This window comes from Pseudomonas sp. MTM4 (genome assembly GCF_019355055.1).
In the GTDB taxonomy this organism is placed as follows: Bacteria; Pseudomonadota; Gammaproteobacteria; order Pseudomonadales; family Pseudomonadaceae; genus Stutzerimonas.
Genome location: NZ_CP048411.1, coordinates 4,135,734 through 4,147,215, shown reverse-complemented (window position 1 = coordinate 4,147,215; position 11,482 = coordinate 4,135,734). Strand labels below are relative to the sequence as shown.

11 protein-coding genes and 1 pseudogene are annotated in these 11,482 nt (G+C 64.5%); 6 read left to right on the top strand and 6 right to left on the bottom strand.

Annotated elements, in window-relative coordinates:
- Window positions 1–135: 135 nt before the first annotated feature.
- The 6 genes from GYM54_RS19090 to GYM54_RS19065 all read right to left on the bottom strand — a co-directional run bounded on the left by GYM54_RS19090 (window position 136) and on the right by GYM54_RS19065 (window position 6,061).
- Window positions 136–864 carry an ABC transporter permease gene (locus GYM54_RS19090; RefSeq protein ID WP_177493064.1) on the bottom strand — a complete coding sequence of 243 codons (729 nt, stop codon included), beginning with the start codon at window positions 862–864 and terminating at the stop codon, window positions 136–138.
- Between the two features lie 85 nt (window positions 865–949).
- Window positions 950–1,789, bottom strand: a complete 840-nt coding sequence (locus GYM54_RS19085) for an ABC transporter ATP-binding protein (RefSeq protein ID WP_131651074.1) — start codon at window positions 1,787–1,789, stop codon at window positions 950–952.
- On the bottom strand, window positions 1,783–2,805 hold the full coding sequence (locus GYM54_RS19080) for an isopenicillin N synthase family oxygenase (protein ID WP_131651073.1): 1,023 nt from the start codon (window positions 2,803–2,805) through the stop codon (window positions 1,783–1,785). The genes GYM54_RS19085 and GYM54_RS19080 overlap by 7 nt, the downstream gene beginning before the upstream one ends.
- 1 nt (window position 2,806) lies before the next feature.
- On the bottom strand, window positions 2,807–3,832 hold the full coding sequence (locus GYM54_RS19075; RefSeq protein ID WP_197445500.1) for an ABC transporter substrate-binding protein: 1,026 nt from the start codon (window positions 3,830–3,832) through the stop codon (window positions 2,807–2,809).
- Between the two features lie 106 nt (window positions 3,833–3,938).
- The gene (locus GYM54_RS19070) at window positions 3,939–4,964 is read right to left on the bottom strand and encodes an aromatic ring-hydroxylating dioxygenase subunit alpha (protein WP_197445501.1); all 1,026 of its coding nucleotides are present in this window, start codon (window positions 4,962–4,964) and stop codon (window positions 3,939–3,941) included.
- Window positions 4,965–5,038: 74 nt separating this feature from the next.
- Window positions 5,039–6,061, bottom strand: coding sequence for an ABC transporter substrate-binding protein (locus GYM54_RS19065; protein WP_197445502.1), 1,023 nt, complete (start codon window positions 6,059–6,061; stop codon window positions 5,039–5,041).
- A 703-nt stretch (window positions 6,062–6,764) separates the two neighbouring features.
- Between GYM54_RS19065 and GYM54_RS21795 the strand changes: the two are divergent.
- From GYM54_RS21795 to GYM54_RS19035, 6 genes and pseudogenes are all read left to right on the top strand, one after another.
- Window positions 6,765–6,881: pseudogene (locus GYM54_RS21795) on the top strand (hypothetical protein); the annotation flags it as partial.
- Between the two features lie 120 nt (window positions 6,882–7,001).
- Window positions 7,002–7,703 carry a TetR/AcrR family transcriptional regulator gene (locus tag GYM54_RS19055; protein WP_197445503.1) on the top strand — a complete coding sequence of 234 codons (702 nt, stop codon included), beginning with the start codon at window positions 7,002–7,004 and terminating at the stop codon, window positions 7,701–7,703.
- Window positions 7,704–7,712: 9 nt separating this feature from the next.
- Window positions 7,713–8,642 (top strand): LysR family transcriptional regulator, encoded by a 930-nt coding sequence (locus GYM54_RS19050; protein WP_131651067.1) that lies wholly within the window; start codon window positions 7,713–7,715, stop codon window positions 8,640–8,642.
- A 113-nt stretch (window positions 8,643–8,755) separates the two neighbouring features.
- Window positions 8,756–9,712, top strand: coding sequence for an isopenicillin N synthase family oxygenase (locus tag GYM54_RS19045; RefSeq protein ID WP_197445504.1), 957 nt, complete (start codon window positions 8,756–8,758; stop codon window positions 9,710–9,712).
- Window positions 9,705–10,454, top strand: coding sequence for an alpha/beta fold hydrolase (locus GYM54_RS19040; protein ID WP_197445505.1), 750 nt, complete (start codon window positions 9,705–9,707; stop codon window positions 10,452–10,454). The genes GYM54_RS19045 and GYM54_RS19040 overlap by 8 nt, the downstream gene beginning before the upstream one ends.
- Window positions 10,455–10,501: 47 nt before the next feature.
- Window positions 10,502–11,479 (top strand): ABC transporter substrate-binding protein, encoded by a 978-nt coding sequence (locus tag GYM54_RS19035; RefSeq protein WP_131651064.1) that lies wholly within the window; start codon window positions 10,502–10,504, stop codon window positions 11,477–11,479.
- Window positions 11,480–11,482 lie beyond the last annotated feature (3 nt).

Below are 11,482 nucleotides of genomic sequence, written 5' to 3'. Positions count from 1 at the left end.
CCAACCGAGGGCCGCGATGCAATCCGGCGTGACCTGCGGATGGATAATCGAGGCGAGCTCAGATCCGGCAGTAGGGTGGGCTTTAGCCCACCGGCGTTTTGATGTTTGCGGTGGGCCCGACGGCTCGTGGCTGCGTTACCCCTGCTCGCTCTCGTGCCAGTGCCCAAGGCTGTAGCGCGCCAGCGCGGCCATCAGGCTGAACAGCAGTACGCCGGTCATGGCGATGAGAAGGAGCGCGGCGAACAGGCGCGGAATATTCAACTGAAAGCCGGCCTGCAGAATCTGATAGGCCAATCCCGCCCCGGTACCGCCAGTACCGGCCACGAACTCTGCGACCACCGCGCCGATTAACGCCAGCCCCGAGGCGATGCGCAGGCCGCCAAAGAAATACGGCAAGGCGCTGGGAATGCGCAAGCGCACCAGGGTCTGCCAGCGGCTCGCGCGGTTCAGCCGGAACAGATTGAGCAGGCCTGGATTGACGCTGCGCAGGCCCAGCACGGTGTTGGAAATGATCGGGAAGATCGCCACCAGCGTCGCGCAAATGGTCAAGGCCAGCGTGGTATTGCTCACCCAGATGATGATCAGCGGCGCGATCGCCACGACTGGCGTGACCTGCAGCAGAATCGCGTAGGGGAACAGGCTGGCTTCGATCACTCGGCTCTGCACGAACAGAAACGCGGCGATCACGCCGAGCACCACTGCGAGCGCGAACGACAGGAAGGTAATCTTCAGCGTCACCATCAGCGCGCCGAGCAGTATCGGGCCATCGCTAATCAGCGTTCGGCCGATATCCTGGGGCGTCGGCACCAGATACGTCGGGACCTTCAGCGCGACGCAGAGGAATTGCCAGCCGCCGAGCAGCACCAGGCCGACCAGCAAGGGTGCCGCGATGCGCTGAAAGCGCGGATCGGCCAACAGGGGTTGGGGGCGCTTGTCCATGGTGATCACCTCAGTGGCCGGCATCGGCGTTGGCTTCGACGAGCAACCGGGACAGTTGCGCGCATTGTTCGATGAAGGCGGGGCTGGTGCGGAACGCCTCGTCGCGCACGTCCGGTCCCTCGATGGCCACGTCGGCCAGCACCCGGCCCGGGCGTGCGCCCATCACCACCACCCGCGAGGAGAGAAACACCGCCTCGTAGATGCTGTGGGTGACGAACACCACGGTCAGGTCGCGGTCCCGCCAGAGGTCGCGCAGATCGCTGTCCAGCCGGTTGCGGGTGAACTCGTCGAGCGCACCGAAAGGCTCGTCCATCAGCAGCAGGTTCGGTTGCGTAGCCAGCGCACGCGCGATGGACGCACGCATCTGCATGCCCCCCGAAAGCTCGCGAGGGTAAACCTCGCCAAACGTCCCGAGGCCCACCAACTCCAGCGCTGCCTGAACGCGCGCGTTGCCCTCGGCTTTCGGTACGCCGGCCAGATCCAGCGGCAACCGGGCGTTGTCGGCAACCTTGGCCCAGGGCATCAGCGTCGCCTCCTGGAACACCATGGCCATGCGCTGATCGGTCTGGGTCGCGTTGAGGTCACCCTTGCCCCACCAGCGCACATGCCCGGCCGACGGTGCTTCGAGCCCGGCGAACATTTTCAGCAGCGTGCTCTTGCCGCAGCCGGACGGGCCCAGCAACGAGACGAATTCGCCGCGGCCGATGGCCAGTTTCAGTCGCTGCAACGCATGCGTGCCATTGGGGTAGGTCTTCTCGACCTGATTGGCCAGCAGCACTGGAACCGCCTCGTTGGCGGGCGCACCGGGCGCAGGACGAGCCGTGTCGACGGCTATTGAATGCATCAGCATGGTTGAGTGCTCCGGTCGGGTCCGTGCACGGCCGGGAGATCGGCCGCCGGTGTGGAGATCTGCATGGATTGGTCCAGCTTGGCGCGGATGTAGGCACCCGCCTCCACTGGCGCGTAGCGCGGTGGCTGTTTGGCACTGCAGCAGCTCGGCAGGCAGGCCACTTCGGTGCCTGCTGCTGGCCCAGTGAAGGCCACCAGCGACAGCCGCCGGGTCGAGCCGGTCAGCGTGCGTGGCGGGTTGACAACCCGGTGCAGCGTCGAACGCCAGCGGTCATTGGTCCAGCGTGCCATCAGGTCACCAACGTTGATCACGAAGGCATCGGCCGGCGCGTTGACATCACGCCACTGCCCGTCGAGGCCGCACACTTGCAGGCCGCCCGGCGCCTGGTCGGGGCGCAAGATGGTCAGCCCGCCGTAGTCATGGTGCGCGCCGTAGCGCAGCTGGCCCTCGCGCGGCGCCTCGGGCTGGTCGGGGTAATTGACGAAGCGCAGCGCCAATGAGGGTTCGCGATGACTCGCCTCGAAATAATCGTCCGGAAGCTCCAGGGCCAGTGCCGACAGCTGCATCAGGCGCTGACACAACAGGTACATCGCATCGAACCAGGCATTGACCGACTCGCCCAGCGTCGGCGGCTCGGTCGGCCAGATGTTCGGCAAGCCCTGCCCGGCCCGCTCGCGCTGCAGCGAGGCGAAAACCAATGCCTCGCACAAATCGGGTGGCGTTTCGCCGGCGAGCGTTGCGGCTACGCTCTCGATGCCAAGAGGCAGGTAGCCACGGCCCTTGGTCTGTTCCGGCGGGTTCCAGACCAGCTTGTCGGCGAACGATTGGGCGAAGAAATGCTCGGCCTCGCTGTACATGCGCTCGACCAAGGCGGGGTCGACGCCGTGGTTGACGATGCTGGCGAAACCGAAGGTTTCGAACGCTGCGCCGAACCGACGCGCTACATCATGGCGTGCCGCCGCATCGCCGGTCAGGAACGGGCCAAGGTCGATGACTGGAATGCTGTCCTGGCTCATCTCAGGGCTCCTGCTTGGCCACGGCCGCAGCCGGATTGGCGAATTCCAGGGTATAGGCCTGCTGGTAATCGAGATCGGATCGGTACACGCCCGCGGCGCTCATGGTCTCGAAGAAGCCCTGCCAGCGGGCGTCACTCATCGCCCCGGGACCGTCGGTCACGGCATCGCCGCTATCGATCAATCCGCGCTCGCGCATCTGTTTCATCTTGAAGTGGAACAGCTCCTCGCCATGCTCAGGATTGGCCGCGAGGATCGCCTGCATCGCCGGGCTATAGTCGCCGGTCGCGCATTCGCGCCACCCCTTGCGGCTGGCATCGACGAAGCGGGCAACGGCGTCGCGGTGCTCATCGAGATACGCCTGCGTGGCGAAGGCGGTGGTGGCATAGTTTTCGTAACCGTAGTCGGCCAGCAGGATCGACACCGGCGGCTTGTCCAACGCCTTGCCGAGCAAGTGCGCATCCTCGGTGATGTAGCCCTGTTGCACCGCCTTGGGATTGGCCAGGAAAGGCACCGAGGAATAGGCGTAGGGGCGCAGTTGGCTATCACTGAAGCCGTAACGTTGCTTGAGGAATTGCCAGAACTCGGCCTGCGAAAATTTGGCGACCATGATCGGCCGGCTCTTGAGGTCCTCGAGCGTCTCGACGCCTTGGTCGGCATGGGCGACCAGCGTCTGCGGGTCCTTCTGCAGAAAGGCGGCGACGGTGCGCGCTGGGATGCCCTGCTGAACCATGTTCAAGGTGGTGAAGCTCGAGCCCATGCCCATCTGCAGGTCACCGGTGGCCACCTGCAAAGGAATGTTGCGGTCCGGCCCGCCGGGCACCAACTCGACGGCCAACCCGGCCTGGTCGTACAGCCCGGTGGCCTGGGCCTGGTAGAAGCCGCACATTTCGGCCTGCGGCAACCAGTTGAGGCCGAAACGAAGGGGTTCGGCGGCGTTCGCCGATGCGGCCAGCAGACCCAGCGGCAGGGCCAGAGTGGTCAATACCCGGCGCAGGGGTCGTGAAATCGAAGTCGTAGTGGCGTTCATGCACGGTCTCCATGGCTTATGCAGGTCCGCCGCGTCATTGCGGCGAATCCGTTCCCGCGGGCTGCCTCGTCTGCGCGAGCTGTCCGCGGGGCATTACGGGTCGAACTCAGGCAGTCATGAATACTTCGTTCTCGCCGTGCGCCTCGAGCAGCGCCAGTAGCTGTTTGCGGATCACCAAGCCCGGCTTGTCCGACGGCATGTGTAGTTCCACCCGACGACGGGTATCGACACAGGCGTCGTAGTCGGTGGCTTCGAGAATGTCGCGATCCTCGGCTGTGATGGCTGCATCCCAGTCAATCAGCTCCTGCGTCGAGCATTGCTCTTCGCTGTCGTTGCGATAGAGCCACTGGACGAGCATCAGCCGACCGTCGTCGATGGGCGTGGCGCAGTTGTAGATGATGTGATGGATGCCGCTTTCCGGGTACATGCAGCCGAAGCGCCGCGAGAACGGCAGGTAGTAGCGGTTGATCAGGTGGCGATTAGTGATCGGCTCGGTGGAGCCGGTGATCCGAAAACTCGCATCGGGGTTGCGGATCGGCACCAGCGTTTCAGCCTCGAAGCCATAATCGGTCTCGCGGAACTCGTAGCTCGACGGTTTCGGCTGGTCGAACAGGCCGAAGTTGGCCTTGTGCACAAAGGAGAAGTGCGAGTTGTCGAACGAGTTCTCCATCACCCGAACCGGGCTGGTTTTCCACTCCTCGTAGAACTGGAAGATGCGCCGGTAGCCGGGAGCGCCGTCCTCGGGAAATTCCGGGATCGGCTGCAACGGGTCATCCAGCGCGACCCAGACGTAACCGTAGCGGTCCTGGCAGTGAAAGGACTCGACCTTGGCGCCACGCGGAATCATGCCTTCGGGATTCTGCGGGATTTTCACGCAGGTACCACTGCAATCGTATTCCCAGCCGTGATAACCACAGGCGATGTTGCCCGCTTCGCTGACGAAGCCCTTGGACAGTTTGGCAGTGCGATGGCAGCAGCGGTCCCGCATGGCAACCGGTGTGCCGTCGGGCTTCTGCCACAGCACCAGCTGTTCGCCGAGCAGTGTGAATGGCTGCGGACCTTCGGCGAGCTTCGAGGTGGGCATCAGTGCATACCAGAAGCGACGCAGCACAGGCTGTTGGGTAACTAACATGGTGTTTTCCTCATCAGGTCTTACGCGGCCCGGCGATCAGGCGCCGAGCTCGAAAATGAATGGTCGGGTACGCGTTACGGCAGCACCTTCTGCGCGCCGTTGGCGAAGCGCAGGTCGTAGCCCTTTTTGAAGTCCATGGATTCGCCGAGCAGGCCGGCCTCGACCATGTAGTCGCGGGTCTTCTGCCAACGCGCGTCGGTCATCACGCCGATACCGCCGGTGGCCGCATCGCCGCCCGCGACCAGCTGAAATTCCTTCATGCGCTCAAGGGCCCAGGCGATATGCGCATCCGTCATGTTGGGGTTGTCCTGCTTGATCAGCGCATTGCCCGGCGCCGGGTCGGCGAGATAGCTCTTCCAGCCCTCCATGGTGGCGTCATAGAAGCGTTGCAGCACATCGGGCCGCGACTCGATGAGGTCGTTGCGGGTCACCAGGGTCGAGCCATAGGGCGGATAACCGTGGTCGGCGAACAGGTAGAAGTTGGCGTCCACCCCCTGTTGGCGCGCCTGGAACAGCTCGGAACTGGCGTAGGCCTGCTGCGCGGTGTTCGGATCGGCGAAAAAGGGCTGCAGGTTGAAGGTATAAGGTCGCGTCTGAGTGTCGCTCAGCCCGTACTTGGCCTTGAGCCAGGGCCACCAGGACGTCTGTCCGGAGGTTGCGACCAGAATGGTCTTGTCCTTCAGGCCGTCGAGGCCCTTGACGTCACCGTGGGTGAGCAACCCTTGCGGGTCGCCTTGAAAGCATGCGCCGATAGCCACCACCGGCAGGCCCTGCTCAACGCTTTTGAGAATCTGAAAGTCGTAGCCGACGATCACATCAGCCTTGCGCGCCACCAGCAACTGCATGCCGTTGACCTGCGGACCGCCCATCTTCACGGTCACGTCCAGGCCGTGCTTCTCGTAGATGCCCTCGGCCACAGCCTGGTAGAAGCCACCATGTTCGGCCTGGGCATACCAAGAGGTGAGCAGTGTCAGCTTATCGTTGGCCTGTGCCGAGGCGGCAGCCAAGGCAGTGCCGAGCAGCGTCATGGGCAGCAGCGCCCGGCGAACCAACTTGCACAATCTGGACGCAGGACGTCCTGGTTCCATCGTTTTCATAGGGATAACTCCATCGGCAAGGCACGGTGATGCCGCCGGCTGCCAGAGGCAGCCAGCAGGCGAACGAAGCACAGGAAAGCGAGGCGATAGCATCCGGCCTATCGGCACCGGACGGCTGCAGCAAGGAACGAGCGACGCGACATTGCGCATGGCGGTTGACCTCTCTCCTGTCGAGCCCTTGAGGGGCGAGAACAAGCACCCCGTGCAAAACAGGGCGTGCGGCCATGAGGGCCGCAAGAGCAATGTCCCACGTCGTCGGAAGATTCGATCGACGCTAACCGCTTCTACTCGCTGAGTGACGTAGCACGAGCTGTGCCAGCTTTTTCCGAGACCGGGACGAGGAGCAGGCGAGCCGATGCGAATCGCTCTAACTGACGCATCGGACAGCTTTTTCACTTGGCATGCGGGGGCAACGGCGAGCTCGGCTCGATATACCGCACCGCCTCGCCCACCGCGACAAAAACGGGCAAGCGCGTACCAGCCGGACCATTTTTGGTGCAGACAAGCGCTTCGCCTGGACTCATAGCGCAGGTTCAGCCATGCCGCGGCGCATGAAGGGAAAATCGCCAAATCCGTGCAGCCGCCGCGTAGCCGGTCGCTGCGCACGCGGACAAACCTAAGCGACTGGACAGCTTCTTGCAGTAGGCGAAGACAAGACAGGCGACAAAGCCCGCAATTTTCCCGTGCGCGTCGAGATTACTGCATGCAAGAAAACGCCGAGTCCGACCTGATCTATGGCCTGGACGACCGCCCCGCTCCAACCCCGGCCATCTTCGCCGCCCGGCAGCACATCCTCGCCAGCTTCGCCGGCATCGTCACCCGCTGGCGGCGATCCTACTGCTGCACGAGCGGAGCGAACCCGCCATCGTCGCCAGCACGCAGCGGGCTTGAACCCATGCGGTGGCGTACGGACGTCAACGCGCTCTTCGGATAAGGGACTATGAACAAGAACGAAGCACCGCAGCCGCTGTACACCGCCACGGGCAAACCCGCCGGCCGCATCCGCCAGCAGAACGAGGAAACCATCCTCGCCGCGGCGGCGGAAGAATTCGCCCGTTACGGCTTCAAGGGCACCAGCATGAACGCCATCGCCACCCGCGCCGGGCTGCCCAAGGCGAACCTGCACTACTACTTCAACAGCAAGCTGGGGCTATACGTCGAGGTAATGCGACACATCCTGGAACTCTGGGATACCGCCTTCGACGACCTCACCGTCGATGACGATCCGGCTATTGCATTGGCCGACTACATACGCATCAAGATGGAATTCTCCCGCCGCCACCCGCAGGCCTCGAAGATCTTCGCCATGGAAGTCATCAGCGGCTGCGAATGCCTGTCCGAGCATTTCAACCAGGACTACCGCAACTGGTTCCGCGGCCGCGCGGCGGTCTTCGAGGCCTGGATTGCGGCAGGCAAGATGGACCCGGTCGACCCGATGCACCTGATATTCCTCATCTGGGCCGGTACCCAGCATTACGCCGACTTCTCCGACCAGATCCTGCGCATCAACGGCAAGCGCATGACCAAAAACGATTTCGCTCACGCGACCGACAACCTCGTGCGGGTCATCCTCAAGGGTTGCGGGCTGGCGCTTCCAGCAGCGACAGTTCAAACCACCGGCGAGCGGGCGCGACGGACCTAGGACATCGCCATGCATATTCACGCCCGTGCGCTGAAGTATTTCGACATGATCCGCCGCTGCGGCTCCATTCGCGAAGCGGCGCGGCGGCTGCACGTCGCCTCTTCGGCAGTCAATCGTCAGCTGTTGCAACTGGAAGAGGAAATCGGCTCGCCGTTGTTCGAGCGCCTGCCCGGCGGGCTGCGGCTGACCGCGGCTGGTGAGATCTTCTCGCTGCATGTGATCACCGTTCTGCAGGACGAGCACCGTATGGTCAGCGAGCTGGACGCACTCAAGGGATTGCGCCGCGGCGAGCTGTCCATCGTCTCGGTGGAAGGTCTGAACAGCAGTTTCCTGCCGATGGTTCTGCAACAGCTGCTGACCCGCTATCCGATGCTGCGGGTCACCGTGCGCTCGGCTGGCTCCGAGGAGGCCGCGCGCGCGGTGGCCGGCGGCGATGCGGATGTCGCCCTGGGTTATGCCGTGGAACGCAGCGAGTCATTGCGCCAGTACGCCGTCGGGCGTTTCGTCCTGGGTGCGATCATGCCGCCGGAGCATCCGCTGGCGGCGCAGGCAAGTGTCAGCTTCGCCGAATGCGCACGCTATCCGTTGATCCTGCCGGGGCCGGAATTATCGATCCGCCGTCATCTGCAGCCTTTTTTACTCAACCCGAAAAAGCCGCTGACCGTGCTCCTGGAAAGTGCATCGGTGGACCTGGCCAAGCGCCTGGCGATGCGCGGCATGGGCCTGGCATTCCAGACCCGCCTCGGCATCGAAGAGGAACTGGCTGCCGGACAGCTGCAGCTGGTACCGCTGAAAGCCAAGCAGCCCGTGGTTTCCGAGCTGGGCGTCTATGTACGCAGCGGTAGATCCTTGCCTGCTGCGCTGGATGCCTTCATCCGCCTGGTGGAGGACCAACTGGCGCAGCGCGTGGCCGCCGAAACGCACCTGTACGAAGCATGAGGCGCACCCTTTCGGGCCGATGCCGTTTCGGCATCGGCCCGGCGCAAAATCAGCGCTATCGAGAGCAGCAAGCGCCTCCCTAGGATGGTTTCACACACCACAGGAGGAGCCCGATGCGCCCCGCCCCCAACTTGCCATTGATCGACATCGGCGACCTGCGCCACGACGATCATGCCGCCCACCAGAAGATTGCGCAGCAGCTTCGCGACGCCTGCCAGCGCTGCGGCTTCTTCTACATCCACAACCATGGTATCGACGCTGAACTGATCGCCGCCGTGCAGCAGCAGGCCGAACGCTTCTTCGCCCTGCCAAGCGCGGCGAAGCTGGCGCTGGACAAGGCGCTATCCGGCTGCAACCGGGGCTACGAGCCGCTGCGCGGCCAGACGCTGGAAGCCGGCAGCCCGCCCGATCTGAAGGAAGGCTTCTACATCGGCAACGAGGTAGCCGAGGACGATCCCCGCGTGCTGGCCGGCAAGTTCAACCAGGGGCCGAACCAGTGGCCGCTGGAGCTACCCGAGTTCCGCGCCGTCATGGAGCGCTACTTCCAGGCCGTCAACCAAGTGTGCGAGCGGCTGATGGGCGCGCTGGCACTGTCCCTGGAGCTGTCCGCCGATCACTTCGATCCATTGCTCAAGGATGCCGCCGCCACCCTGCGCCTGCTGCATTATCCGCCCCAGCCAGCACAGTCCGCGCCCGGCGAGAAAGGCTGCGGCGCGCACACCGACTTCGGCGCCCTGACGCTGTTGCTGCAGGATGACGCTGGCGGCCTGCAGGTGCAGGCCGTCGACAGCGGCGAGTGGATCGACGCGCCGCCCATCGAAGGCACCTATGTGGTCAACCTGGGCGATCTGATCAGCCGCTGGACGAACGATCGCTACCGCTCCAACCGCCACCGGGTGATCAACCGCTCCGGGCGCGAACGCTATTCGGTGCCCTTCTTCTACACCGGCAATCTGGATCTGACGGTGGAATGCCTGCCCGTCTGCCTGGCACCGGGAGAGGCGCCACGCTACCCCGCCGTGACCGTGGAAGAACACCTGCGCGAGATGTATCGGAGGACCTATGGCTGACATCGTTCTCATCCACGGCGCCTGGGCCGGCAGCTGGGTCTGGGATTCGCTGCTCGATGGCTTGCGCAGCGCCGGGCACAGGCCCCACGCGGTCGACTTGCCGGGCAACGGCAGCGATGCCACGCCGCTCGCCAAGGTCTCGCTCGAACGCTACGTCGCGCACGTCGGCGCGCTGATCGAGACCCTGGACGGGCCCGTGCACCTGGTCGGCCATTCCGGCGGCGGAGTCACCGCCACCGCGGTGGCCGAGCGCTATGCCGAACGTATCGCAGGCATTGCCTACGTCGCAGGGATGATGCTGCCCAGCGGCATGCGCTTCGCCGAGTTGTGCGCTGAACTGAGCCGAGACTTTCCCGAAGTCAGCGGCATCGGCCCGTATCTGCAACCCGCCGTGGGCGGCAGCCGGGTGCCCGGCGACGCCGCCTGCGCGGTGTTTTTTCACGACGCACCAGCATCGGCCGCCGTGCGTGCAGCCCGCCGCCTGACGGTGCAACCCGACGGTGGACGCGATATCGCCGCGCACTGGACGGCCGGACGCTTCGGCCGTTTGCCGCGCCTGTATCTGGAGGCGGCGCAGGATCGCTCGGTACTGCCGCTGGTGCAGCAGCGCATGCAGCAACTGGTGCCCGGCGCCGAGCGCACGGTGCTCGATTGCGGCCACGCGCCGCAACTGGCTGCGCCGGAAGCGCTGCTCGCCGCCCTGCTGGATTTCTTCGCCCACCACCCAAACCCCGTTCTCTGACGCGTTTATTGCATGGCCCTCACCAGCCAATTTCAAGGAGTTTCCCCATGTTCAAGAAAACCCTGATCGCCAGCGCCCTGCTGGCCCTGTTCAGCCAATCCGTCCTGGCCGCCGACAAGGTGCGCTGGCTCAACGACTGGCTGCCAGCCGGCGACAAGGCGGCGATCTACCTCGGCGTCGAGCAAGGGCTGTTCGCCGCCGAAGGCATCGAGGTGGAAATTTCCAGCGCCCGCGGCGGCAGCGACGTGGTAACCAAGCTGGCCACCAATAGCGCCGACTTCGGTTCCGCCGGCCTGGCCTCACTGCTGCAGGCCAAGGCCCAGGGCGAGGTGCCGGTGGTGGCGGTCGCGCCGATCTACAACAAGCAGCCGGACGCCTTCTTCACCACCGAAGGCTCGGGCATAAACGCCTTCAAGGACATCGTCGGCAAGACCGTGGCCACCCCGACGTTCTCGGCCTCTAACGTGGTCTGGCCGCTGTTGCTGGAGCGTAACGGTATCGACCCGAGCAGCGTCAGGCTGCTCAAAGTCGATCCCGGCGCGCTGGCGCCAATGCTCGCCACCGGCAAGGTCGACGCCACCATCAACTGGCTGACCGTCGCCCCCGGTTTCGTCCGCGCCCTCGGCGAAGCGGACAAGACGCTGAATACCATTCCCTGGTCCGAATACGGCTTCGAAGGCTACGGCTTGTCGCTGGTGGCGTCGCAGCGTTTCGTGCAGAACAACCCCGAAGTGGCGAAGAAATTCGTCAAGGCCTACCAGCAGGCCCAGGCGAACGCCATCGCCGACCCGGCCGCGGCGGCGGCTGCGCTGAAGAAGATGGTTTCCGAGGTCGACGAGCAGCAGGCCGAGGAACAATTCGCCGCCTCGGTGCCGCTGATGCAGAACGAGATCAGCGCCGCCGAAGGCAGCGGCTTCGATGCCAAGCGCCTGGCCACGACCTGGGAATGGGTCGCCAGGGCTCAGGGCACGGCGGTCGACAGCCTTGATCCGGCCAGCGCAATCGACTCCAGCCTCAGCGAGTGATGC

Bases quoted from the DNA above. Each gene is read 5' to 3' on its own strand.
- GYM54_RS19065 (WP_197445502.1), bottom strand. From the start codon at position 6,061: ATGAAAACGATGGAACCAGGACGTCCTGCGTCCAGATTGTGCAAGTTG.
- GYM54_RS19085 (WP_131651074.1), bottom strand. From the start codon at position 1,789: ATGCTGATGCATTCAATAGCCGTCGACACGGCTCGTCCTGCGCCCGGT.
- GYM54_RS19040 (WP_197445505.1), top strand. From the start codon at position 9,705: ATGGCTGACATCGTTCTCATCCACGGCGCCTGGGCCGGCAGCTGGGTC.
- GYM54_RS19080 (WP_131651073.1), bottom strand. From the start codon at position 2,805: ATGAGCCAGGACAGCATTCCAGTCATCGACCTTGGCCCGTTCCTGACC.
- GYM54_RS19075 (WP_197445500.1), bottom strand. From the start codon at position 3,832: ATGAACGCCACTACGACTTCGATTTCACGACCCCTGCGCCGGGTATTG.
- GYM54_RS19070 (WP_197445501.1), bottom strand. From the start codon at position 4,964: ATGTTAGTTACCCAACAGCCTGTGCTGCGTCGCTTCTGGTATGCACTG.
- GYM54_RS19035 (WP_131651064.1), top strand. From the start codon at position 10,502: ATGTTCAAGAAAACCCTGATCGCCAGCGCCCTGCTGGCCCTGTTCAGC.
- GYM54_RS19045 (WP_197445504.1), top strand. From the start codon at position 8,756: ATGCGCCCCGCCCCCAACTTGCCATTGATCGACATCGGCGACCTGCGC.
- GYM54_RS19055 (WP_197445503.1), top strand. From the start codon at position 7,002: ATGAACAAGAACGAAGCACCGCAGCCGCTGTACACCGCCACGGGCAAA.
- GYM54_RS19050 (WP_131651067.1), top strand. From the start codon at position 7,713: ATGCATATTCACGCCCGTGCGCTGAAGTATTTCGACATGATCCGCCGC.